This is a genomic window from Epibacterium sp. Ofav1-8 (genome assembly GCF_022348185.1).
In the GTDB taxonomy this organism is placed as follows: Bacteria; Pseudomonadota; Alphaproteobacteria; order Rhodobacterales; family Rhodobacteraceae; genus Epibacterium.
In genome coordinates this window covers 160,786-183,580 of the sequence record NZ_JAKRFD010000003.1, presented here as the reverse complement: position 1 = coordinate 183,580, position 22,795 = coordinate 160,786, and the positions used below count along the sequence as shown (strand labels likewise).

Annotated in this window: 25 protein-coding genes; 11 read left to right on the top strand and 14 right to left on the bottom strand. The window is 65.2% G+C overall.

Annotation, left to right across the window (positions count from 1 at the left end; genetic code table 11):
- Positions 1-54 precede the first annotated feature (54 nt).
- Entirely contained in the window at positions 55-237 is a 183-nt protein-coding gene (locus MHM97_RS06125) for a CTP synthetase (RefSeq protein WP_239320745.1), read from the bottom strand.
- 365 nt (positions 238-602) lie between these two features.
- Positions 603-2,402: a translation elongation factor 4 gene (gene lepA, locus MHM97_RS06120; protein ID WP_239320742.1), complete on the bottom strand. Its 1,800-nt coding sequence runs from the start codon at positions 2,400-2,402 to the stop codon at positions 603-605.
- A gap of 11 nt (positions 2,403-2,413) precedes the next feature.
- Between lepA and MHM97_RS06115 the strand changes: the two genes are divergently transcribed.
- From MHM97_RS06115 to MHM97_RS06105, 3 genes are all read left to right on the top strand, one after another.
- Positions 2,414-2,608, top strand: coding sequence for a hypothetical protein (locus tag MHM97_RS06115; protein WP_239320739.1), 195 nt, complete (start codon positions 2,414-2,416; stop codon positions 2,606-2,608).
- A gap of 5 nt (positions 2,609-2,613) precedes the next feature.
- Positions 2,614-2,931, top strand: coding sequence for a hypothetical protein (locus MHM97_RS06110; RefSeq protein ID WP_370645679.1), 318 nt, complete (start codon positions 2,614-2,616; stop codon positions 2,929-2,931).
- A gap of 259 nt (positions 2,932-3,190) precedes the next feature.
- Positions 3,191-4,156, top strand: coding sequence for a LysR family transcriptional regulator (locus tag MHM97_RS06105; RefSeq protein WP_239320735.1), 966 nt, complete (start codon positions 3,191-3,193; stop codon positions 4,154-4,156).
- A 55-nt stretch (positions 4,157-4,211) separates the two neighbouring features.
- Here the strand turns inward: MHM97_RS06105 and MHM97_RS06100 are convergent, their stop codons facing one another.
- On the bottom strand, positions 4,212-4,658 hold the full coding sequence (locus tag MHM97_RS06100) for a low molecular weight protein-tyrosine-phosphatase (protein ID WP_239320732.1): 447 nt from the start codon (positions 4,656-4,658) through the stop codon (positions 4,212-4,214).
- A gap of 126 nt (positions 4,659-4,784) precedes the next feature.
- Between MHM97_RS06100 and MHM97_RS06095 the strand changes: the two genes are divergently transcribed.
- Positions 4,785-5,486: an NAD-dependent deacylase gene (locus MHM97_RS06095; protein ID WP_239320730.1), complete on the top strand. Its 702-nt coding sequence runs from the start codon at positions 4,785-4,787 to the stop codon at positions 5,484-5,486.
- Positions 5,487-5,537: 51 nt separating this feature from the next.
- On the opposite strand, the gene MHM97_RS06090 is transcribed toward MHM97_RS06095, so the two are convergent.
- The 4 genes from MHM97_RS06090 to meaB all read right to left on the bottom strand — a co-directional run bounded on the left by MHM97_RS06090 (position 5,538) and on the right by meaB (position 8,229).
- The gene (locus MHM97_RS06090) at positions 5,538-6,050 is read right to left on the bottom strand and encodes a copper chaperone PCu(A)C (RefSeq protein WP_239320728.1); all 513 of its coding nucleotides are present in this window, start codon (positions 6,048-6,050) and stop codon (positions 5,538-5,540) included.
- Between the two features lie 80 nt (positions 6,051-6,130).
- The gene (locus MHM97_RS06085; protein WP_239320725.1) at positions 6,131-6,475 is read right to left on the bottom strand and encodes a hypothetical protein; all 345 of its coding nucleotides are present in this window, start codon (positions 6,473-6,475) and stop codon (positions 6,131-6,133) included.
- A gap of 164 nt (positions 6,476-6,639) precedes the next feature.
- Positions 6,640-6,930: a 50S ribosomal protein L28 gene (rpmB, locus tag MHM97_RS06080; protein WP_239320722.1), complete on the bottom strand. Its 291-nt coding sequence runs from the start codon at positions 6,928-6,930 to the stop codon at positions 6,640-6,642.
- A gap of 297 nt (positions 6,931-7,227) precedes the next feature.
- Positions 7,228-8,229 carry a methylmalonyl Co-A mutase-associated GTPase MeaB gene (gene meaB / locus MHM97_RS06075; RefSeq protein ID WP_239320719.1) on the bottom strand — a complete coding sequence of 334 codons (1,002 nt, stop codon included), beginning with the start codon at positions 8,227-8,229 and terminating at the stop codon, positions 7,228-7,230.
- A gap of 124 nt (positions 8,230-8,353) precedes the next feature.
- Between meaB and MHM97_RS06070 the strand changes: the two genes are divergently transcribed.
- The 4 genes from MHM97_RS06070 to MHM97_RS06055 all read left to right on the top strand — a co-directional run bounded on the left by MHM97_RS06070 (position 8,354) and on the right by MHM97_RS06055 (position 13,862).
- Positions 8,354-9,124 (top strand): DUF3108 domain-containing protein, encoded by a 771-nt coding sequence (locus tag MHM97_RS06070; RefSeq protein WP_239320716.1) that lies wholly within the window; start codon positions 8,354-8,356, stop codon positions 9,122-9,124.
- 26 nt (positions 9,125-9,150) lie between these two features.
- Positions 9,151-11,646 carry an ATP-dependent helicase HrpB gene (gene hrpB / locus MHM97_RS06065; RefSeq protein ID WP_239320714.1) on the top strand — a complete coding sequence of 832 codons (2,496 nt, stop codon included), beginning with the start codon at positions 9,151-9,153 and terminating at the stop codon, positions 11,644-11,646.
- A gap of 163 nt (positions 11,647-11,809) precedes the next feature.
- Complete coding sequence (locus tag MHM97_RS06060) at positions 11,810-12,268, top strand: NUDIX hydrolase (RefSeq protein WP_239320712.1); 459 nt, start codon at positions 11,810-11,812, stop codon at positions 12,266-12,268.
- 100 nt (positions 12,269-12,368) lie between these two features.
- Positions 12,369-13,862, top strand: coding sequence for an inorganic phosphate transporter (locus tag MHM97_RS06055; RefSeq protein WP_239320709.1), 1,494 nt, complete (start codon positions 12,369-12,371; stop codon positions 13,860-13,862).
- Positions 13,863-13,959: 97 nt separating this feature from the next.
- On the opposite strand, the gene MHM97_RS06050 is transcribed toward MHM97_RS06055, so the two are convergent.
- The 3 genes from MHM97_RS06050 to MHM97_RS06040 form a co-directional block, all read right to left on the bottom strand.
- Complete coding sequence (locus tag MHM97_RS06050) at positions 13,960-14,925, bottom strand: hypothetical protein (RefSeq protein WP_239320706.1); 966 nt, start codon at positions 14,923-14,925, stop codon at positions 13,960-13,962.
- A gap of 197 nt (positions 14,926-15,122) precedes the next feature.
- A complete protein-coding gene (gene argF, locus MHM97_RS06045; protein ID WP_239320703.1) occupies positions 15,123-16,049 on the bottom strand; it encodes an ornithine carbamoyltransferase in 927 nt (308 codons plus the stop codon).
- Positions 16,050-16,129: 80 nt separating this feature from the next.
- Positions 16,130-17,305 carry an aspartate aminotransferase family protein gene (locus MHM97_RS06040; RefSeq protein WP_239320700.1) on the bottom strand — a complete coding sequence of 392 codons (1,176 nt, stop codon included), beginning with the start codon at positions 17,303-17,305 and terminating at the stop codon, positions 16,130-16,132.
- Positions 17,306-17,680: 375 nt separating this feature from the next.
- On the opposite strand from MHM97_RS06040, the gene MHM97_RS06035 reads away from it, so the two are divergent.
- The gene (locus MHM97_RS06035) at positions 17,681-18,595 is read left to right on the top strand and encodes a DMT family transporter (protein WP_239320697.1); all 915 of its coding nucleotides are present in this window, start codon (positions 17,681-17,683) and stop codon (positions 18,593-18,595) included.
- Positions 18,596-18,617: 22 nt separating this feature from the next.
- Here the strand turns inward: MHM97_RS06035 and MHM97_RS06030 are convergent, their stop codons facing one another.
- Positions 18,618-19,442 (bottom strand): ABC transporter permease, encoded by an 825-nt coding sequence (locus tag MHM97_RS06030; RefSeq protein WP_239320695.1) that lies wholly within the window; start codon positions 19,440-19,442, stop codon positions 18,618-18,620.
- Between the two features lie 189 nt (positions 19,443-19,631).
- Here MHM97_RS06030 and MHM97_RS06025 point away from each other — a divergent pair, with 189 nt between their 5' ends.
- A complete protein-coding gene (locus MHM97_RS06025) occupies positions 19,632-20,222 on the top strand; it encodes a GcrA family cell cycle regulator (protein ID WP_239320692.1) in 591 nt (196 codons plus the stop codon).
- A 157-nt stretch (positions 20,223-20,379) separates the two neighbouring features.
- On the opposite strand, the gene MHM97_RS06020 is transcribed toward MHM97_RS06025, so the two are convergent.
- Both MHM97_RS06020 and MHM97_RS06015 read right to left on the bottom strand, forming a co-directional pair.
- Positions 20,380-20,790 (bottom strand): DUF2000 family protein, encoded by a 411-nt coding sequence (locus MHM97_RS06020; protein WP_239320689.1) that lies wholly within the window; start codon positions 20,788-20,790, stop codon positions 20,380-20,382.
- Positions 20,791-20,793: 3 nt separating this feature from the next.
- A complete protein-coding gene (locus MHM97_RS06015; RefSeq protein ID WP_239320686.1) occupies positions 20,794-21,177 on the bottom strand; it encodes a cupin domain-containing protein in 384 nt (127 codons plus the stop codon).
- A gap of 81 nt (positions 21,178-21,258) precedes the next feature.
- Here MHM97_RS06015 and MHM97_RS06010 point away from each other — a divergent pair, with 81 nt between their 5' ends.
- Positions 21,259-22,152, top strand: a complete 894-nt coding sequence (locus tag MHM97_RS06010) for an AraC family transcriptional regulator (protein ID WP_239320683.1) — start codon at positions 21,259-21,261, stop codon at positions 22,150-22,152.
- Positions 22,153-22,234: 82 nt separating this feature from the next.
- Here MHM97_RS06010 and MHM97_RS06005 read toward each other — a convergent pair whose 3' ends face one another.
- Positions 22,235-22,753 (bottom strand): YHS domain-containing (seleno)protein, encoded by a 519-nt coding sequence (locus MHM97_RS06005; protein ID WP_239320680.1) that lies wholly within the window; start codon positions 22,751-22,753, stop codon positions 22,235-22,237.
- Positions 22,754-22,795 lie beyond the last annotated feature (42 nt).

Sequence of the window (22,795 nt, the reverse complement as noted above, 5' to 3'; positions counted from 1 at the left end):
CGCGCCGGATCGCCCGCGGTATCACCAGCCCCTCAGTGCCCGCTCTCGGGCCCGTCATCCGACATAGAGCTTGCGGGCGACCCAGGCGCTGACCGGGATCGCGACCAAAAAACCCACCAGCGCTGCAAACAGGATCCCCCACAGCGAGGACTGCCCCAGCACCAGCGCTGCGATGACCGCGCTGCCCGCAAGGGTGGAGCCGATGAAGATGTGCAAGATCAACGCAAGGCGAAACATGTTTACCCTCCTGGTCACAAGTCGACGTTTGCGCGAAATATAACAGAGGCTTTCGGCCCGTGAATTGACATGGATCATCTATACGAAAGTATAGGCTTCGCTGTTTCCAGAAATCGAAAATTCCCAATATTTTATATTGCGTATATCTCTGCCTAAAGGAACTCCCGCACAGGCTGTCGCCAGCGTATCGCAGGGAAAAGATCACTGGGCGGCGTTTCGACGCGGGGGATCTACCCGTGATTTCGCCGCCCTTGCCTCTTGGTATGGCCTTAAAAAGGGGCCACTGCGTTCAAACGCGGCGCAGCGAACAGCAAAAAACCCGGCTTGCACCGGGTTTCCTATTTCGCATTTCTCAGGTCACGGGATCAATCGTCCATCTTGAGAGCCGAGATAAAGGCCTCCTGCGGAATTTCCACGCGGCCAAATTGACGCATCTTTTTCTTACCCGCCTTCTGCTTTTCCAGCAGCTTGCGTTTCCGGGTCGCGTCGCCGCCGTAGCATTTTGCGGTCACGTCCTTGCGCAGCGCCGACAGGGTTTCACGCGCGATCACCTTGCCGCCGATGGCCGCCTGAATCGGGATCTTGAACATGTGACGCGGGATCAGATCCTTGAGCTTTTCGCACATGGCGCGCCCCCGCATTTCGGCACGATCCCGATGCACCATGGTCGACAGCGCGTCGACGGGCTCATCGTTCACCAGAATCGCCATCTTCACCAAGGTGTCTTCGCGGTAGCCGGTCATGTGATAGTCGAAGGAGGCATAGCCCTTGGTCACCGACTTCAACCGGTCGTAGAAGTCAAACACCACCTCGTTCAGCGGCAGGTCATACACAACCATGGCGCGAGACCCCGCGTAAGAGAGGTCCTCCTGAATACCACGGCGGTCCTGGCAGAGCTTCAGCACATCGCCGAGGAATTCATCCGGCACCAGAATGGTCGCCTTGATGCGCGGCTCTTCGATGTGATCGACATAGGTCAGGTCGGGCATGTCGGCGGGGTTGTGAAGCTCGCGCATCTCCCCGTCCTTCATGAACACGTGATAGACCACCGACGGCGCGGTGGTAATCAGTTCGATATTGTATTCGCGCTCGATCCGGTCCCGGATCACCTCAAGGTGCAGCAGGCCCAGGAACCCGCAGCGGAAGCCGAAGCCAAGCGCGGCGGAGGTTTCCATCTCATACGAGAACGACGCATCGTTCAGCGCCAGCTTCTCGATCGCGTTGCGCAGATCCTCGAACTCGGAACTGTCCACGGGGAACAGACCACAGAACACCACCGGCACGGACGGCTTAAAGCCCGGCAAAGGTATTTCTGCACCTTTCTTGTCGTGGGTGATGGTGTCGCCCACCTTGGTGTCGCGCACCTGTTTGATCGAGGCGGTGATAAAGCCGATCTCGCCGGGGCCCAGTTCATCCACCACTTGCATGGCAGGACGGAAAACACCAATCCGGTCAACGCCATAGCGCGCGCCGGTCTGCATCATCTTGATCTGGTCGCTTTTCTTCAGGACCCCGTCCATGATCCGCACCAGCACGATGACGCCGAGATAGGCATCATACCAGCTGTCCACCAGCATCGCCTTCAGCGGTGCATCCCGATCCCCGGTGGGCGCAGGCAGCCGCTGCACAATGGCCTCAAGCGTTTCCTTGATGCCGATGCCGGTCTTGGCGGAGACATGGATCGCGTCGGTGGCGTCAATCCCGATCACATCCTCGATCTGCTCTGCCACCCGATCACAATCGGAGGCCGGCAGGTCGATCTTGTTGAGCACCGGGACAATCTCGTGATCCGCGTCGATCGCCTGGTAGACATTGGCCAGCGTCTGCGCCTCGACCCCCTGGGTCGAGTCGACCACCAGCAGCGAGCCTTCGACCGCGCGCATGGAGCGGGAGACCTCATAGGCAAAATCGACGTGGCCGGGGGTGTCGATCAGGTTCAGCACATAGCGTTCGCCATCGTCTGCCTCATAGTCGATACGGACGGTGTTGGCCTTGATGGTGATGCCACGTTCACGCTCGATGTCCATGGCGTCGAGCAGCTGCTCTTTCATGTCACGATCCTGCACCGTCCCCGTCGATTGGATGAGGCGGTCAGCAAGCGTGGACTTGCCGTGGTCGATATGAGCGACAATGGAGAAGTTGCGGATTTTCGAGAGCTCTGTCATGACAAGCGCATATGATTGGGATTTCGCCTTTGGTCAAGGTGGATCATGCGTCCGAGCCGCACCATCTGCAGGCGCCGGACCGCTTTCACCGCAACAGCGCCGCGTCTGGTGCCGATCCGGCGCATCCGCCATTGAAAACCGGCCGCGAGCTATGGAATATGCGCGGCGACATCGGTCAGCGTCCTTTCGCACAAACAGGAGATTGATACACGTGTTCCGACTTCTATCCGTCACCGCGCTCTGCGCGACCACGCTGAGTTTTGTGCCCGTCGCGCCACAGGCCACCGCCGGCACCATCGAACGCGCCTGCCGCAGCTCCGATCGCGGCGCGGCACAGGCGTCGCTGTGCCATTGCATCCAGCAGGTTGCCGAACGCCGATTGACCCGATCCGAACAGCGCACGGTTTCAAAATGGTTCTCGGATCCGCATCGCGCACAAGAAGTGCGCCAATCCGCGAAGAGCAGCGACTCCCGGTTGTGGAAGAAATACCAGCTGTTCGGAACCGACGCCGAACGAATCTGCGGCTGAAATGGTGGCGGCAGGCACCATTCAAAATGGTTAATTCCGCCAGCCGCCGCGCCAATTACATTTGAGATTCCACTAAAACCGCCATAAATTACCCGAAAGGATAATTTTACTCTTCCCAAACTATTCAAATGAAAATAAAAACGGCATATATTTTTGTGTGTATGCAGGAAAAGCCTGCACTGTGCAGTGGTCAGACGCTCCCCCGGCAGAAGCATCGCGTGACGGAGTTATCAGAGTTTGGATTTTTTGGAGCGAATATATGCTGATGAAAGGCGTCACACTTCGGGGGTTGGAAGTTTTTGAAGCATTGGCAAAGTCCGGATCGGTCGCGCAGGCCGCCGATATTACCGGATTGAGCCAACCGGCCGTGAGCCAACAACTTCGCAATCTTGAAAAAGCGCTTGGATCGGATCTTGTCGATCACGGTCGCCGCCCCATGGTTCTGACACCCGCCGGGCGCAGCTTCCTTTCCCGCACCCAGGCTGTCCTGAGCGAATTGCGGCTGGCCCAGAGCGAGCTGACGGTGATGGATCTGTCACACCTGCCGGCGCTATCGCTCGGGTTGATCGACGATTTCGACAACGACCTCACGCCGCGGCTCGCCACCATTCTTGCCGACAGCCTGACCCAGTGCCGGTTCAAGATGGTGACCGCATCCAGCCATGACATCATCCGCGCCATGGACGCAAAGGAACTGCACATCGGCATCGCCGCCTCCACCGGCGAGCTGCGCCCGGGCGTGACCGAATATCCGCTGGTCGAGGAACCCTTCATCCTGGTGGCCCCCCGTGGCGCGGTCACCGACCCCGATGACGTCGGCAATCAGCTCAACCACCTGCCCTTGCTGCGCTACGCCCGCGACCAGCTGATCTCGCAACAGATCGAGTCGCACCTCAGCCGCAGCAAGCTGGAATTCGAGGACCGGTTTGAAATCGGGTCTCATCTGGCGCTGATGGCCATGGTGGCGCGCCGCATCGGCTGGGCGATCACCACCCCGCTGGGCTATATGCGGGCCGCGCGTTTCCATGACGAGATCGACGCCTTTGCCCTGCCCCTGACCGAATTCACCCGGCGCATTTCGCTGTTTTCACAGTCCGACTGGCCCGACACCGTGCCGCTCGAAGTGGCCGGAACCATGCGTCGCCTGGTGCAGAGCCAGATGATTGCCCCGGCCGTGAACCGGCTGCCCTGGCTCGCTGGGCAATTGCGGGTGCTGGAGGCCTAGGACCGCCTGCCCGACACGCGCCCCACGCACCCCTTCCGCGAACCGGGGGCGCGCGTCAGTCCGACAGCGCCACATGACGCTGCAATCCCGCCGCCGCGGCCTCAAGCAGATCCAGACAGCCGTCAAAATCCCGCGTGTAGTACGGATCGGGGACCTCCTGCACCGCGGCCGCCCCGGCCATGGGCGCAAACAGCATCACCGGTGTGGTGGAGCCCGACGGGCGCAGGGCTTCGACGTCATGCCGGTTTGCATGATCCATCACGACAATCAGGTCGAAGGCTGCAAAATCCCCAGCCGAGAACTGCCGCGCCCTCAGATCGGACATATCAACGCCCCGTGCCAGCGCCGCCGCCTGCATCGGCCCATAGGGCGGATCACCGATATGATAGTCCGAGGTGCCGGCACTGTCGGTGGCAATCTGCGGGCAGCGGGCGCGAAACAGCGCCTCCGCCGCCGGAGAGCGACAGATATTGCCAAGGCAGACAAACAGGATTTTACGCATCGATACTCTCTCAGGTCAGAAGAAACGGGGACGGTGGTCCGTGTTTACGCGCCCCGCTCTCTATGTCAGGTTTTGCACTGACAGGCCACGCCCCCGCTAGCAGATGCCCGGACAGGAGATCCCGCCATGACCAAAATCGCAATCCTGACTGGCGCGGGCATTTCCGCCGAAAGCGGGCTTGGCACCTTTCGCGACGCAAAAGGCCTGTGGTCGCAACACCGGATCGAAGATGTCGCCACCCCCGAGGGCTTTGCCCGGGATCCCGCGCGCGTGCATCGGTTCTACAGCGCGCGCCGCCAGCAAGCCGCCCGCGCGACGCCAAACGCCGCCCACCGCGCCCTGGCGGAGCTGGAACAGCGGTGGCCCGGCGAGGTGGTCATTGTCACTCAGAACGTCGATCCGCTGCATGAGGCGGCCGGATCGCGCAACGTGCTGCACATGCATGGAACGCTTGCCGGTGCCCTCTGCGCCGCTTGCGATCATCGCTGGCCTGCACCGCAGGAGATGACCACCGACACCACCTGCCCCGCCTGCCATGCGCTCCGCAGCCGCCCTGACGTGGTCTGGTTCGGCGAGGTCCCCTATCACCTGGACGAGATCGGCGACCACCTGACGGAGGCCAGCCTGTTTGCCGCGATCGGGACTTCCGGTCAGGTCCAGCCAGCTGCGTCCTTTGTGCAGGAGGCGGCCTACGGCGGGGCACGGACGGTCGAGCTCAATCTTGCCCCCTCGGACATCAGTGACGCCTTTGACGAGCGCCGATTTGGCCCGGCCACCGAGGTGGTGCCCGATTGGGTCCGGGCGCTGCTGTCTCACGGCCCTGAATGACGAAGCCCCGGCGTCAACCGGGGCTTGTCAGATCTGTCGCGAGGAAAGGTGTTAGTGGGAGTGGTCGCCGTGATCGTCGCCGTGACCCGAATGATCGCCGTGGCCGCCATGTCCGCCCTCGGGCATGCGCGCCATGTCGACGGGGACCTCGATCGCCACTTCACCGGCCTTTTCAAAGTCGAGGATGACGTCGATTGTGTCGCCGTCCGCCAGTTCCCGGTTCAGCCCCATGAACATCACATGGTCACCGCCGCGCTGGAGCAGATGGGTCGCGCCGGCCGGGATGGCAAAGCCGTCTTCGACATGGGTCATCTTCATCACGCCATTGGCGTCTTCGGTGTGGGTGTGGAGCTGCACCCGCTTGGCCACATCGGAGCGCGCCCCGATCAGGCGGTCATCTGCGTCACCTTCGTTGATGATCTCCATAAAGGCGGCGCCGGCCATCTTGTTGGAAGCACGGGCATAGGCGTCATGCACAACCATCTGCGCCGAGGCGGAGGTGGCGACGGCAGCGGCTGCAAGCGCGGAGAAAACGGCAGAAAGGCCGAGGGATTTCAGGGTCATGATTGGTCTCCTTGAGACGGGAACAGGGGGTATCCGGGCGCAGGCGCTGCGACCGGTCTGACTTCGCACGTGTGGGTGTGTCAGACCAGCGGCGGCGCGCGCGCTCGGGCCGTGCGTTCAGGTGCAGCGTCGCGTTGCGCGCGCGACGGCAGCCGGGGCGCCTGTCGCGCCGTTGCAACCGGTGCCAGCAGCGCCGGAGCGCCCTGAACCAGATCAAGGAGATGGGTAATGCAATCCGGGCAGATATGCGGCGCGCCCGTTGGTTCGCCGTTTTCGTCGACATAGACGGTGACCGGACCGGAGCCGGTACACAGGATCACCTGGCCCGTGGCATCACGGTCAAAGCGGCTGGCGGCGGCACTATGGCCGGTCAGCAGCAGGGCCGCAGTCAGCAGCAGGGTGATATACCGTCCGAACACTGTCATTGGCGTCGTCATATCTCAGGAAGAGGCCTCCGGCTCAAGCCCCTTGCGCAAGACGCGGGCAAAGAGTCGCGCCTCCCCCTCCACGCAAATGCAAAAAGACCGCTGGCGCCGGGCCAACGGTCTTTCAGATAAATCCGGGCAGGATCACAAGAGGGGCGGGCCGATCAGGCCTGCGCAGCTTGTGCCTTTGCGATCTCTTTCTTCACCTTCAGAGCGGCATCGGACAGCTCTTCGTCCTTGGCTTTGGCCAGGAAGGCGTCCAGACCACCGCGGTGGTCAACGGAACGCAGGGCGGCTGCGGAGATGCGCAGCTTCACACCGCGGCCGAGGGTCTCGGACTGCAGGGTGACGTCGTTCAGGTTCGGCAGAAACCGGCGACGGGTTTTGTTGTTGGCGTGGCTGACATTGTTGCCAGTCATCGGGCCTTTTCCGGTCAGTTCGCAACGGCGCGACATGGTGTTATCCTTCGTATCTGCGGCGTCCCGACCCGTGTGCGGCCTGCCCGGCCTTTGGGAATCAGTCGCCAAATTACAAGGGCGCTGCCATTGGCTGCGCCCGAAAACTGGTTGAATGCGTTTAGGAGGAATCGCAAAGATGGTCAAGCCATATGCAACGCTTTTATGGCACTCCAGCCGACATTCTCGCGTCATCCCCTCCAGCGCTGGCGGGCTTTTACAATTTCGGGGCCAAGATGCAAGCTTATGCACGCCATACTAGGCCGTCCCCCAACCTTCGCACCTCAGTCGCAGGCCCTAGCCCACGCGCGACGGATCAAGGTCCGCGACACCCAACCCCGTCAGCAGATCGCGCGCAGCCTCTTGTGGGGTTTGCGCGCCCTCGGCCACCTTTTTCGACAGTTCCGTCATGCGCGACTTTGCCCAAGAGGTCTGAAGCCGCGCCAGAAGCGCCTGCCGCACCTCCTCAGAGAACCAATACTGCGCCTGCTGCGCCCGGTTCTGATCCCAAAACCCGTTGTCGCGCCGCCACCCGGCCAGCGCCTGCACCTCTGCCCACGCCTTGTCCAGCCCGGCGGCCTCGATCGCCGAGACGGTCAACGCCTTGGGAAAGCCATCGGGATCTTGCGGACGTTTGCGCAACAGCCGCAGCGCCCCGGCATAATCGGCGCAGGTGCGAGTCGCCGTCGCCTTCAGATCACCATCGGCCTTGTTGATCAGAATCATGTCGGCGATCTCCATGATGCCGCGCTTCACGCCCTGAAGCTCATCGCCACCCGCCGGCGCCAGCAGCAGCAGGAACAGATCGGACAGTTCCGCCACAACGGTTTCCGATTGCCCCACCCCCACGGTTTCGATCAGCACCACGTCAAACCCCGCCGCCTCGCACAGCGCCACCGCATCGCGGGTGCGGCGTGCGACACCGCCAAGGTGGCTCTGGCTGGGACTGGGGCGAATGAAGGCCGCGCGTTCACGACTGAGCCGCTCCATCCGGGTCTTGTCCCCCAGAATTGATCCACCAGACCGCGCCGAGCTGGGATCAACCGCCAGCACCGCAACCCGCAGCCCCTGCCCGATGAGCATCATGCCAAAGGCCTCGATAAAGGTGGATTTCCCCACCCCGGGCGTGCCCGACAATCCGATCCTGAGTGCCTGACGGTCGCTTTTGGCCAAGTGCGACAGCAACTCATCCGCCTGCGCGCGGTGATCCGGACGGGCGCTTTCCACCAATGTGATGGCGCGGGCGAGCGCCCGACGGTCCGCGTTTAAGATCCTGTCACTCAGCTGTGCGATGTCCATGGCGCGCCTCTCGTCCTTGCCGCGCATTGATGGCGCAGCCGAGGCGCGCTTGTCCAGTGGCGCGGCTGCAAAACCCCGATGCCGCTTTGAAACACGGGCTTGAGATCGGAAAGGAAGTGCCTTGATGCGCCGCTACCTTGTCCTCGGATGGGTTATCCTGCTCGCGGCCTTCATCTCGCCCGTGGCTATATTCGCAAATGACCCCAGCACGAGCGATCAACAGCACTATATTGTGCGGGGCCTCGGCGTCAAACTTGGCACTTTCACTCTTGCCAGCCAGCGCAGCGGCGGCACCTATGGCGTGCGCAGTCGCTTTACCTCGACCGGTGCGATGGCACTGCTGGCGCGGGTTCACTTTGAGATGCAGGCGACCGGGCGCTGGACCTCCGCAGGCCCTCAGCCCGCGTGGTTCCTGGAAAGCGTCGACACGGGGCGGCGGCAATCGACGGCCCACCTCGATTATGCAAGTGGCGTGCCCCGCGTCACGGGTGGACGTCTTGGCTCTGACACCCCGCCTCTTCGCCCGGAGCATCAGCGCGACACGGTTGATCCGGCGACCGCCATTTTTGATCCGGCGACCGCCATTTTTCGCGCAGTGGCACCGCAGGCCCCAGATGATCTCTGCGCTCTCGATCAGCCGATCTTTGATGGGGCACGGCGCACGCGGCTGGTGCTGGACCCGCCACGTCCAAAGGGAGCGGGGTTTGTCTGCTGGAGCACATTGCAACGCGAAGACGGCTACAGCGCGCGAGAACTGGCGCGGGCAAAGTCCTTTGACCTCGAACTCAGCTACGAGGCCGGGCCGGATGGGCGTTTCCACATGTCCACCGCCAAAGTCGCCACGGTTTTTGGCACTGTCACGCTGCAAGGTGGGCTGACGCAGGCTGGACGTTAAGCCCGCAATTGGCGATAAGCGCCGCCATGATACGGCTCCCGATTGATGACGCGCTCCCCGACCTGATTGATGCTCTGCGCGCGCGGGGCCGCGCGGTGCTGCAAGCGCCCCCCGGTGCGGGCAAAACCACCAAGGTGCCGCTTGCGATCCTTGAGGCAGGCTTGACCACCGGGCGCATCCTGATGCTGGAGCCCCGCCGCCTCGCCGCCCGCACCGCGGCAGAGCGCATGGCGTCAACCTTGGGGGAAAGCCCCGGTCAGACCGTCGGCTACCGGGTGCGCGGCGAGGCCAAGATCTCAAAATCCACCCGCATCGAGGTTGTCACCGAGGGCATCCTGACCCGGATGCTGCAATCGGACCCGGACCTGCCGGGCGTCGGCGCGGTGATCTTCGACGAATTCCACGAACGCTCCCTCAATGGCGACCTGGGGCTCGCCTTCTGCCTTGAGGTCGCAGGCGCTCTACGCGACGACCTCTTGCTGCTGGCGATGTCCGCCACGCTGGACGCAGGGCCGGTGGCGGCCCTGATGGATGCGCCCATTGTGACCTCCGAGGGCCGCAGCTACCCGGTCGAAACCCGCTGGCTCGACAGCCCCCTGCCCGCCAAGGCACGCAAGCTGGACGCGCTGGTGGATCTGGTTGCCCGCGCCGAAGGGGAGACCCGCGAGACCGGCGGTGGCCTTTTGGTGTTCCTGCCCGGCGAGGGCGAAATCCGCCGCGCCGCCAGCGCGCTGGAGGCCCATCTGCCCGGCCACTGCCAGATCCGCCCGCTGTTTGGCGCCCTCCCCTTTGCCGAGCAACGCGCCGCCATCGCCCCCGTGTCCGAGGGGCGCAAGGTGGTGCTGGCGACCTCCATCGCCGAAACCTCCCTGACGATCGAGGACATCCGCGTCGTGGTGGATATGGGACAGGCCCGGCGCGCCCGGTTCGATCCCGGTGCAGGCATGTCGCGGCTGGTGACAGAACGCGTGACCCGCGCCGAAGCCACCCAGCGACAGGGCCGCGCCGGTCGCGTGGCCGAGGGCACCTGCTATCGGCTCTGGTCCAAGGGCGAAGAGGGCGCGCTGATGGCCTATCCCCCGGCCGAGATCGAGGCCGCAGACCTCACCGGTCTGGCGCTGGAACTGGCACTTTGGGGCGCGGAGCCCGCGGATCTGCCGCTGCTGACCCAACCGCCTTCCGGCAGTCTCGCTGAGGCCCGCACCCTGTTGCAGATGCTCGGCGCGCTGGATGGGCAGATGCGGATCACCGACCATGGCCGCGCTCTGGCCCGTCTTCCCCTGCACCCGCGTCTGGCGCATATGCTGGCGGTGGCGGGACCGGAGAGCGCCACACTGGCGGCGCTGATGGCGGACCGCGACCCGTTGCGCGGCGCGCCGGTGGATCTGGCGCTGCGTCTTGAGGCCCTGCGGGATCTGCGCCGTTTCCGCGACCGCCGCCCCTATCAGGTCAAGACCCCCGCTCTGCAGGCGATCACCAGTGAGGCAAAGCGCCTGCGCCGGCAACGCGGCGGGCAGAGCGACACTACGCCCCGCGCCGCGGGCCAACCCGCCGCCCCCGCCACATCAGAGCCGCTCTCTCCGGCGGCCATGGCCGCGCTGGCCTACCCGGATCGGGTGGCGCAGCGCCGCAAGGGTGATGATGCCCGCTATGTGCTCTCTGGTGGCAAGGGCGCGGTGCTGGAAAACTCCGACCCGCTGGCCGCGGCTCCTTACCTTGTCGTCACAGACAGCGACGGCAATCCGCGCGAGGCCAAGATCCGCCTTGCGGCGCAGATCACCCTGGCCGAAATCCGCACGTTGTTCGCAGATCAGATCCACTGGCAGGATCTCTGCAGCTGGTCCAAACGCGACCGCCGCGTGGTGGCGCGCAAACAGGAACGCTTTGGCGCGCTGGTACTGGACGACCGCATCTGGAAGGATGTCCCGCCCGAGGCCACAGCCACCGCCATGCTCGACGGTGTGCGTGACCTCGGCCTGCGCCTGTCGCCCGCCGCCGCGCGGCTTGCCACCCGTGTCGAACTGCTGCGCGCCGAAGGCCACGACCTGCCGGATTTCTCCGAGGCGGGCCTGATGGCAAGCCTCGAGGACTGGCTGCTGCCCATGCTCACGGGCGTGCGCACGGACGCCGACTGGAAGGGGTTCGACGCGCTCCCAGCCCTGCGCGCCGCGCTGACATGGGAACAGACCCAGCTCCTTGACCGCGAGGTTCCGGGCAGTTTCATCACGCCGCTCGGGCGCAAGATCCCCATTGATTACGCGGGCGACACACCGGGGATCGAGGTCCGCCTGCAGGAGATGTTCGGCGTCACCCGCCATCCCACAGTGGCGGGTGTGGCGCTCAAGGTCACGCTCTTGTCGCCCGCCCGGCGCCCGATCCAGATCACCCGCGATTTGCCGGGCTTCTGGTCCGGCTCCTACGCCGATGTGCGCAAGGACATGCGCGCGCAGTACCCCAAACACCCCTGGCCCGAGGACCCGACCCAGGCTGAAGCGACCCTGCGTGCCCGCCCGCGCGGCTGAAACGTGCGTTTTCCCACACATCAAGGGCTGATTTCGGGCAATTTCAAACACCCCTGTCATTTAATCGTTGCAAACAGGGTCGGTTTTGCATAGGTGCCGTCGGTCAATCGCCACATGCAACCAACAAGGCCGCCCGGACACCTCCGGACCATGACCGCTACCCATGCTGAACGCCCTCAACAAGCTCTGGTCCCAGACCCTCCTGCCGATGCTGTCGCGCCCGCGACGGCTGCAGGTGGCGGCGTTGTGCTATCGCCAGACCGATACCGGGCGTGAGGTCCTGCTGATCACCAGCCGCGACACCGGTCGCTGGGTGCTGCCAAAGGGCTGGCCGATGGCGGGCAAGACCAGCGCCGAAAGCGCCGTTCAGGAAGCCTGGGAAGAGGCCGGCGTTGCCAAAAGCCGCTTCGACGAGACGCCCCTGGGCTGCTACAGTTACGACAAGCGTCTCGACAATGGCGCTGTTGAGCCGCTGGAAACGCTGGTCTACGCGGTGGAGGTGCAGGAGCTTCAGGAGTGCTTTCCCGAAGCCCACGAACGGAGCCGCAGCTGGATGTCGCCGGCCGAGGCCGCAACCCGTGTTGACGAGCCGGAGCTGCGCGATTTGTTGAACAATTTCTGATCGCCGTGATGCAGGTGTCACATTCCGATCTCAGCCTGTGCCTGCGCCAGGGTCCCCCGCGCACCCTGGGCCTGCAGACATGCGCAAGGAAGGCAACCCCATGACGACCCGCCCCGACTGGCGATCCCTGGACAAGGATCTTGCCCGCCTGAACCAGGTGGAGCGGGTGACCGGCTATGTGGTGCGTCCGCTGCTGGGGCTGGGGCTGGCGCTGGCGTTCATGGCCTTGGCCGGGCTGGAGGCCGCACTGGTGCTGGGCACCTCGCCCACCACGATCATGGCCATGGTGGCGGCGGTCTTTGGCGCTTATCTGGCGCTCAACATCGGCGCCAACGACGTGGCAAACAACATGGGCCCCGCGGTGGGCGCCAAGGCCCTGCCGATGACGGCCGCCCTGATCGCCGCCGCGCTGGCAGAGGTCACCGGCGCGCTTCTGGGAGGCAGCGAGGTGGTCGCTACGGTGTCCCGCCGCCTGATCGACCCCTCGGCCGTGAGCGCGCCCCAGATCATGGTGCAGGCGATGATGTCGGCCATGATCGCCTCGGCGCTCTGGGTCAATCTGGCCACCTGGCTGGGGGCGCCGGTCTCCACCACCCAGAGCATCATCGGCGCCATCCTCGGCGCCACCACCGCTGCCGCCGGGTTTGCCGCCGTGGACTGGCTGACCTTCGGTGGCATCGCTACCAGCTGGATGCTGTCGCCGCTGATCGGCGCGGCGCTGGCAATGGCGCTGCTGGCGCTGATCCAGCGCTTGATCAGCAACCGCCCGGACAAGATGGCCGCCGCGCGCCGCTGGGTGCCGGTGCTGCTGGCCGGCATGGGCGGAGCTTTTGCCGTGTTCTTCGCGCTCAAGCTGCCAGAGCGCATCGCCAGCCCCACGCCCGACCAGGCCGCACTGGCCGGGCTGGTCGCCGGTGCCCTGTCCTATCTGGTCGCCCGCCCGGTGGTGCTGCGCCGCGCGGCCCAGCTGGAACACCAGAAAGGCGCGATCAAGGCGCTGTTCCGCCTGCCGCTGGTGATCGCCGCGGTGCTGATGTCCTTTGCCCATGGCGCCAATGACGTCGCCAATGCGATCGGGCCACTGGCCACGATCATGCAGGTCATGACCAACAGCGGCGGCGGCACCCACCCGGCTGAAATCAACGCCTTTGCCCCAATCCCGGTGCCGCTCTGGGTGCTGGTGATCGGAGCCCTCGGCATGGCAATGGGGGTGTTGTTGTTTGGCCCCCGGCTGGTGAACATGGTCGGCAGCCAGATCACCAAGCTCAACCCGATCCGCGCCTATTGTGTCTCCACCTCCGCCGCGCTGACCGTGATCGTGGCCAGCTGGCTCGGCATGCCGGTGTCCTCGACCCATGTCGCGGTCGGTGCGGTGTTTGGCGTCGGCTTCTACCGCGAGCACATGGCCGCCCGCGCCCGCCGCATCGGCGCCCGCGCGGCGCGTCCCGGCCTGCCGCGCGAGGACCGCAGCCGCCGGCGTCTGGTCCGCCGCAGCCATGTGCTGACCATTCTCGCCGCCTGGCTGATCACCGTGCCGCTGTCGGCCGCCCTGTCGGCGGGGATCTATACGCTGTTGCATCTGCTCGGCCGCTGAGCGCCCCGCCTGCCTGCCCACCCCGGCCCGCCTACCGCCCGCCTGTCAGTGCGCCCTGGACAGCGCGTCGCGAACGACTGTGCGTGGTGGGCCGGGATCAGCGCTCCGCCGCCAGCGGCGCGCTTTGCCTGCGACGGTCGATCCAGGCAGAGGTCTCCGGCATCTCGACCCCATGCCGCCGCCCCATCCGGAGAAGCTGCGCCAACATGGTCTCGATTGCAGCGGCGCGCTGGTGCCCCAGCGGCCCCGGCCAGTGCGGTCTTGCCAGCCCGCCGCGCCATGAGGCTGGCAACAGGCGTGACCGCCACAGCCCAACCCGCAGGGCAAAGGGCACGCCGCCGGGCAAACAGGGCCGTATGCCCGCCTGTGCCAGAGTGCCTAGCGCCTCTTGCAACAGGGCCTGCGGGTGTTCCGGCAGATCCGGCGCCTCCGCCTCGCCTGCATTGATACGCAACAGCTCCGCCAGTCGCAGCCCCCACAGGAGGCCGGGAATATCCCGGTGGGTGGTGGTTTCGAGGCAAGGCACATCAAGCTCCCGGGCCATTGCCCCGGCCGCCTCTGACACCAAGAGCGGTCCGCTCCCACAGCGGTGCAGCCGACGCGGTCCCGCCTGCTGCCGCACCTCCACCTGCCAGGGCAGCACCCCTTCGACCGACGGCGCAGAGGAAGGCCGCGGATCGGAGGGGCCGTCGGGCATCGATACCGCAGGCCCGGCGTGAAACAGCAGCACGGGTGCCGCAGCAGCGCCGCGGGACGCCGGCGCCGTCCCCGGTTTGGTGTCGGCCGCGCGCAGCAGGGCGCACGCCTCCGGTGTGGCGGCCAGCACCACGATCATCGCAGCCTGGCTCAGTGTCTCGGGACTGGTGGTGCAGGCCAGCGTGTCGGCGCCCACACGCGCATCAAGGCCGCTGTGATCGGTCAGATGCACCCCGTCGCGCAGATGGGCCGCATGCCAGTCCGGTGGCGCAATCCAGGTGACCATATGCCCGGCCGCAGCCCAGAGCGCAGCGCAGAACCCGGCCGGTGCCGGGGCGCCCAGAACCACGATATGTCCTTCCGCCATGATACCCGTCCTTTCGGATGCGTGTTTCGCCGCCACCCTGTCAGAGGCGCAGACGGCTGACCAGAGGCACTGCCGCGCCCCACACGCAACGCGCCGGGCCGCTAGGCCCGGCGCCACGCCCAACGGGCGGGCCTGCATGAACATGCAGGCGCAACGGGCGGGAGCGCCCCCGCCCCGGTCTTGTCAGTGCCGGTGAATCAGACGCCGAGACACCAGCGCATCACCGCCTTCTGCGCATGCAGACGGTTCTCGGCCTCGTCAAAGATCACCGACTGCGGCCCGTCCATCACCGCCGAGGTCACCTCCTCCTCGCGGTGCGCGGGCAGGCAGTGCATGAACAGCGCATCGGGCTTGGCGTGGGCCATCAGCGCATCATTGACCTGATAGGGCCGCAGCATGTTGTGGCGCCGCTCCTTGGAGGACTGGCTGTCATGCATCGACACCCAGGTGTCCGCCACCACCAGATCGGCGCCCGCCACGGCCTTGGCCGCGTCGCGTTCGATGGAGATGGTGGCACCGGCCTTGCGCGCCAGACCGATGAATTCCTCCTCCGGGTCCAGTTGCGACGGGCCGGTAAACGTGAGGTCAAAGCCGAACTGCCCGGCCGCATGGATGAAGGAAGCGCAGACGTTGTTGCCGTCCCCGGTCCAGACCACCTTCTTGCCCTTGATGGGGCCGCGATGCTCCTCATAGGTGAGGATGTCGGCCATGATCTGGCAGGGGTGGGTGCGGTCGGTGAGACCGTTGATCACCGGCACATCGGCATATTCCGCCATCTCGGTCAGCACCGTCTCGTCAAAGGTGCGGATCATGATCAGATCCACATAGCGCGACATGACGCGGGCGGTATCGGCGATGGTCTCGCCGTGCCCCAGCTGCATGTCCTTGCCCGACAGCACCATGGTCTCGCCGCCCATCTGGCGCACGCCGACGTCGAACGACACCCGGGTCCGGGTCGAGGGTTTTTCGAAGATCAGCGCCACCATGCGCCCCGCAAGCGGCTGGTCGTCGTCGGGCGTGCCCTTGGGGCGGCCGGCGCGCGCGGATTTCATCTGCGCGGCATGGTCGATGATCTGCCGCAGGTCGTCGGGGGAGGTCTTATGGATGTCGAGGAAATGGTTCATGAGGTGTATCGCTTTGTTGTGCCAGAGGTGACGCTGGGACCCGTCCCCGCACCCCTGGGGTATTTGGGAAAAGATGAAGGTCAGGCAGCCTCGACCGCCGTGGCAGCCGCATCGAGGCGCAGGACGGCCTCCTCGATATCCGCATCGGTGATGGTCAATGCGGGCAGCAGGCGGATCACATTGTCGGCGGCGGGCACCGTGATGACCTCGGCGGCATAGCCCGCCTTGACCACATCGGCGTTCACCGCCCTGCATTTCAGCCCCAGCATCAGCCCGGAACCGCGCACCTCCTCGAACACCTCGGGGTGCGAGGCAACCAGCCCTTCGAGCTTCTGGCGCATGAGGCCCGCCTTGCGGTTCACCTCCGCGAGGAACTCGGGCGCGGCCACGTGATCCATCACCGCGCAGCCCACCGCGCAGCCCAGCGGGTTGCCGCCATAGGTGGAGCCATGGGTGCCCGCCGTCATGCCGGAGGCGGCCGTTTCGGTGGCCAGCACCGCACCGAGCGGGAAGCCGCCGCCGATGCCCTTGGCCACCATCATGATGTCGGGGGTGATGCCCGCCCATTCATGGGCAAAGAGCTTGCCGGTGCGGCCCACCCCGCATTGGACCTCGTCGAGGATCAGCAGGATGCCATGTGCGTCACAGAGCGCGCGCAGGTCCTTCAACTCCTGATCGGGCATCGGGCGGATGCCGCCCTCGCCCTGCACCGGCTCCACCAGCACCGCCGCGGTGGTCTCGCCAATGGCGGCCTCGACGGCGTCGGCGTCGCCCCAGGGCAGATGCACAAATCCCGGCAGCAGCGGGCCGAACCCCTTGGTCATCTTTTCCGACCCCGCCGCGGCGATGCCGGCGGAGGACCGGCCGTGGAAAGACCCCTCGAAGGTGATGATTTCCACTTTCTCCGGCTGGCCCTGCTCAAAGTGATATTTGCGCGCCATCTTCACCGCCAGCTCGCAGGCCTCGGTGCCGGAGTTGGTGAAGAACACCGTATCGGCAAAGGTTTCCGCCACCAGCTTGTCGGCCAGCGCCTGCTGCTGCGGGATCTCGTAGAGGTTGGAGACATGCCACAGGTTTTGCGCCTGGCTGGTCAGTGCCTCAACCAGCGCCGGATGCGCATGGCCCAGCGCGTTCACGGCGATGCCCGAGCCCAGATCCAGAAAACGTCGGCCATCCGCCTCGATCAGCCAGGAGCCTTCGCCTTTGACGAAGGTCAGGGGCGCCCGATTATAGGTCGGAAGAACGGAGGGGATCATGGGGGTCATCCTTATCATGACTATGAGGGATCAGGACCAAATCAGTGCCCCACCACGGGGCGACGGTCAACAACTGGTCCGGTCTGGGTTCGAGAAGGTCGCGCCCCCTTGATGAACAAGCAAGGCGCGCGGGATCAAAGGCGCTGCGGATGGCAGCGTGTCAGGCACATTGGCGTCGACGTCGGGTCGACAGGAAAGACGCGTGTTTGATCATAGGCAGGGTCCATAACGGAAGTTTATCGGCATGAAAACCCCCTTTGACACCTTCATCAGCGCAAACCGGCATCCCAGCCCATCCGGGGGCACGGGACGCATCACCCCGGAGCGCAGCCTTTGCGCTTGCCTTTGGCGGCGGCCTGACGCACCGATTGACGCATGAGCCATGTGACCCCGCAAAACCCACCGCTTGCCGCCGCGCTGATCCTGCTGGCGACCGTCTTCATCGCCGGCACCACGCTGTTGGCAAAGTCGCTCGGCACCGACACGCTCGGCCCGCCGTTGCATGCCTTGCAGATCAGCCAGGGGCGGTTCGTCTTTGCCTTCATCGGGATTTCGATTGCGGTGATGGCGCGGCGCCAGCAGATTCGCGCGCCGCACTGGGGGTTGCATATCGGGCGCTCCTCCTTTGGCTGGGGCGGTGTCACGCTGATGTTTGCCTCCGTTGCCTTCATCCCGCTGGCGGATGCGACGGCGATTTCCTTTCTGAACCCGGTGATCGGCATGCTGCTGGCGATCCCGTTCCTGGGCGAGAAGGTCGGCCCCTGGCGCTGGCTGGCCGCCGCCATCGCCCTTGCGGGTGCGATGATCCTGCTGCGCCCGACACCGGAGAGTTTCCAGCCCGCAGCGGTTCTGGCGCTTGGCGCTGCGGTCGCCATGGGGGCGGAGCTGATCTTTATCAAGAAACTGGCGGGACGCGAACCGCCCTTGCAGGTGCTGTGGGTGAACAACCTGATCGGCATGGTGATCGCCAGCTGCGCCGCGCTGGCGGTCTGGCAGATGCCGACCCCGGCGCAATGGGGCGCGCTGGCCGCGCTTGGCGGATTGATGGCCTGTGCGCAGGCCTGTTTCATCAATGGCATGGCGCGGGCGGATGCGTCCTTTGTGGCGCCCTTTGCCTATGGCACGCTGGTCTTTGCCGCGATCTACGATGCGGTGATCTTTGGCGTGCTGCCGGATTGGATCACCCTTCTGGGGGCCGGCATCATCCTCTCCGGCGCGGCGCTGCTGGCCTGGCGCGAGAGCGTCAACGGCAAGCGCCCAAGCGTGACCGCACGCCGCCCCGCCCCCTGAGCCTCCGGACCTTCTGCGTCGCTCAGTCCTTCAGCCGGTATCCGCGGCGCAGCATCTGCCAGGCTACGACCAGAATGACGGCCGTTGCCCCAAGGCACACCAGGGCGCCAAAGGCCGGGTCGCTGTCGGACACGCCGATCATCCCGAACCGCACCCCATCAATGAGGTAGAATACCGGGTTGACGTGGCTGATCGCATAGAGCACCGGCGGCAGCGCCTCGACCGAGTAGAAGGTCCCCGACAGGAAGGCCAGCGGCGTCACGATAAAGTTGGTGATCGCCGCCATCTGGTCGAACTTCTCGGCAAATACCCCGGCCACGATGCCCAAGCCGCCCAGAAACGCGGCTCCCAGCACCACAAAGCCCAGCGCCACCAGCGGATGCGCGGGCACCAGCCCCAGCACCAGCACCAACCCGAGACCGATTCCCGTCGCCACCAGCAACCCGCGTGCGATCGCCCCGGCGAGATAGCCCAGCAGGATCTCCAGCCCCGACAAGGGCGGCATCAGCGTGTCAACGATATTGCCCTGCACCTTGGAGATCACCAGCGACGACGAGGTATTGGCAAAAGCGTTCTGGATCACCGTCATCATCATGATACCCGGCGCGATGAACGACATGAAGTCCACGCCCATGACGTCGCCCCGGCGCGGCCCGATGGCGATCGAAAAGATCAGCAGGAACAGCGCCGCCGTCACCATCGGCGCCACCAGCGTCTGGGTATAGACCACCAGGAACCGCTTGATCTCGCGCTCCGCCAGGGTTTTCAGACCCAGCCAATTGACCCGGCCGAACCGGCGTTCGCCGACCTCGATGCGAAAGCTCGAGTGTATGTTGTTGTCGGTCATAGCATCCTCATCGTCTCAGTCCCCCCTGCATAATCGCTCATTCCCGGGATGCAAGCTGCGGTTCTGTGCCGTCAGGGGTCGGTTCATGACTTGTATCTCGCCCGCCAGTGACTATTGTAGGGCAACACTCTGGAATTCGATGGCGGCCACAGGTTTCTTGAGGCCGCTATTAGCTTTGAAAGGCACCTTATGTCCTGGACAGACGAGCGCGTCGAACTGCTCAAGAAAATGTGGGGCGAAGGCCAGTCGGCCAGTCAGATCGCAAAGGAACTCGGCGGGGTGACCCGCAATGCAGTGATCGGCAAGGTTCACCGCCTCGGCCTGTCCAATCGCACCACCGGCGGCAGCAGCAAGGCCGCAGCCGAGCCGAAGGAAAAGCCCGCGCCCAAGGCGGCCGCAAAGCCCAAGGCCGCGCCCAAGACGGAACCGGCCCGCCCGGCCGCACCGGCCCCCGTCGCCGAAGCTCCGGCGGCAGAGCCGAAACCCGCCGCCCCGGCGCGCAAGCAGATCATCCCCGCAGGTCAGCCGCTGCCGCCGCAGCCCTCTGCCAATGAGATCAGCCCCGAAGCCCTGGCCAAGGTCAACGAGATCGAAAAGAAGGCCAAGAAGCTGACGCTGATGGAACTGACGGAGCGCACCTGCAAATGGCCCGTTGGGGATCCGGCGACCGATGATTTCTGGTTCTGCGGCCTGCCCACCCAGCAGGGCAAACCCTATTGCGAGGCGCATGTGGGCGTTGCCTTCCAGCCGATGAGCTCGCGCCGCGACCGCAAGCGCTGAGCGCGCATCCCACACGACACGACAGAAACCCCGGCGCCTTTTTGGACAGCCGGGGTTTTTCGTTGCACGCGGCCCATGCGGGGCGGGATGGGTCCGGACCTCGCCCAAGGCGCGCCGCCGCCAGGGCAGCGGCGCATCTCCCGCCCGAAGCGCTGCCCTAGGGGTGCATCTTTGCGCCTTTGGTGATCTTGTCGACCAGCTTCCTGTCTGCGCGCAGCGCCAGCCCCGCGAGGGTCAGATCCGCCGCTGCGTACTCCGCCACCACCGCGCGGTTGGCGGCGTCATGGCCGGTGGCAAACATCTCCTCGGTATAAAGCGACAGCGGCACCTCCCGGCTCAGCGCCCGCGCATGGATCTTGCCCAGCCCCGCGCCGTCGCTGGCCAGAACGATGACCGGCTGAATGGCCAGCGCGTTGTAGCTGTTACCGTCCGCGTCGCGGTAGCGCTCCCCGATCAGCTCCAGCGCCGCGCCGACGATGCCCGACATCAGAAACGCGGTGACATTGAGCTTCTGCCAGGTGGCAAGATCCGCGCGCAGGACAATGGCGATCTTGGTCTCGAACTGCATCGCTCAGCCCTCCGCCTGCAGGCGCTTTGGCGCCGCCACGGTCAGGGCACTCTCGGCATCACCGGTGTTCACCGTACCGGCGGGTTCCACCATGATCACCACCGGCTCCGGCGTCAGCGCCCGGGGGCGATGTTCGACGCCACGCGGCACACAGAGGAACTCCCCCTGCCCCAGTTCAACCACACCATCGCGGAAATCGATGGCGATACGCCCGCGCAGGACCAGAAACGCCTCGTCCTCCGCCGGGTGGCTGTGCCAGTCGAACAGGGGACCGAACTTGGCGACCTTGACCTGCGCGTCATTCACATCCGCCACGATATGCGGATCGAAGACCTGCGTTATCTGCGCATCTACCTGATCGAGAATATTGAGTTTTTCAGGCGGCAAAGGGATACTCCTTGTTGTAGTGCCAACCAGCCCGAGCCGGGCCAGCAGGATATGTCCCGTGCCGCCCAAGGATCCCCACCCATGACCGACACGTCGTCAAAGCCGCACCCTGCCAGAGCCGAACCGCCCGGTCTTGAACGATCCTGCACATTGCCCAGCCGCGGTGACTGGTTGCGGGTGGCGCCGCAAACCCCCGGCATCGAGCGGATCGAGGCGCATTTCGACGGCCATGCCTATGGTCCGCACCGCCACGACACCTATGCGATCGGCTATACCATCACCGGCGTGCAGAGCTTTCGCTATCGCGGGGCGCGGGCGGACAGTCTTGCGGGGAACGTGATCGTCATTCACCCGGACGAGCTGCATGATGGCGAAGCTGGTCATGACGCCGGGTTTTCCTACCGGATGCTCTATATCGCCCCGACCCGCATCCGGGACGCGCTCGGCCCAAACGCCCGCGCGCTGCCGTTTGCCCGCGATCCGGTGCTGACCGATGGCGCATTGTTGCAGGCGCTCCAGAACGCCTGCGCGGATATGGGCCGGACCCTGGAGCCGCTGCAACTGGATCAGATCATCACGCTGCTGGCGCAGGGATTGCTCGCACAGGACCAGAGCGCGGGCCAGATGCGGACGTCCCGCATTGATCTCCGCGCGGTGGAGCAGGCGCGCGCCTATCTGGATGCCCACGCGGACCAGGTGGTTCCGTCCGAGGACCTGGAGAACCTGACCCAGCACGACCGCTACAGCCTGTCCCGGCAATTCCGCGCCGCGCTGGGCACCAGCCCCTATCGCTACCTGACGCTGCGTCGGGTCGACCGGGCACGGCAGGCGATTTCCGACGGCATGTCCCTGGCGGAGGCGGCGGCCTATGCAGGTTTCAGCGACCAGCCGCATATGACCCGCCAGTTTACCGCCGCCGTGGGCATGTCTCCGGGGCGGTGGCAACGGATGGCAGGCCCGTCACCGGCCCGCTGATCCCCCCCCCCCCGCAGCAGACAGTGCAAACAAAAAGGCCCCGCATCACCTGCGGGGCCTGTGTATGACTGACCTTTAACCGTCAGTCCTGCGCCGGGGCGCTGGACGCAAAGTTCGGGATCGGATTGGTCGACGCCGGGTTGGGATCAATGCCGGGCCAGTTGCCCTCGGCCAGGGTGATGTTGCCGGGAATGTCTTCTTCCCAGAAGCTCACCACATTCTTGGTGATGTTCAGATACAGCTTGTCATCCACGATCCGCCACAGGTTGGGATTGCCCGGCACCTTGCCGCCCTTGGAGACGCCATAGGCACAGTGGCCGTCATAGGCCGGGGCATAATAGGCCGGGTTCTCCAGGAAGGTGTCGCGGTTTTCCTCGGTCGCAAAGGCGAAGGTCGCGCCATTGTAATCCGCGGTGATGTCGGCCTTGCCGGGGACCGCGGCGGGCTGCGCCTGCCCAACCGGGGCCTGCGCCAGGCTGCGGTAGGCCACGACGTCATAGCCCGAAACCGCATAGCCGGTGTCGTCCACAAACTGCTCACCAGCAAACGCGGGTAGACCAAAAGACAGGGCTGCCACCGCAGCCAATGCAAAACGTTTCATCGCCAATTCCTCTCCTCGCGCCAGACGGCGCAGCAAACTCCA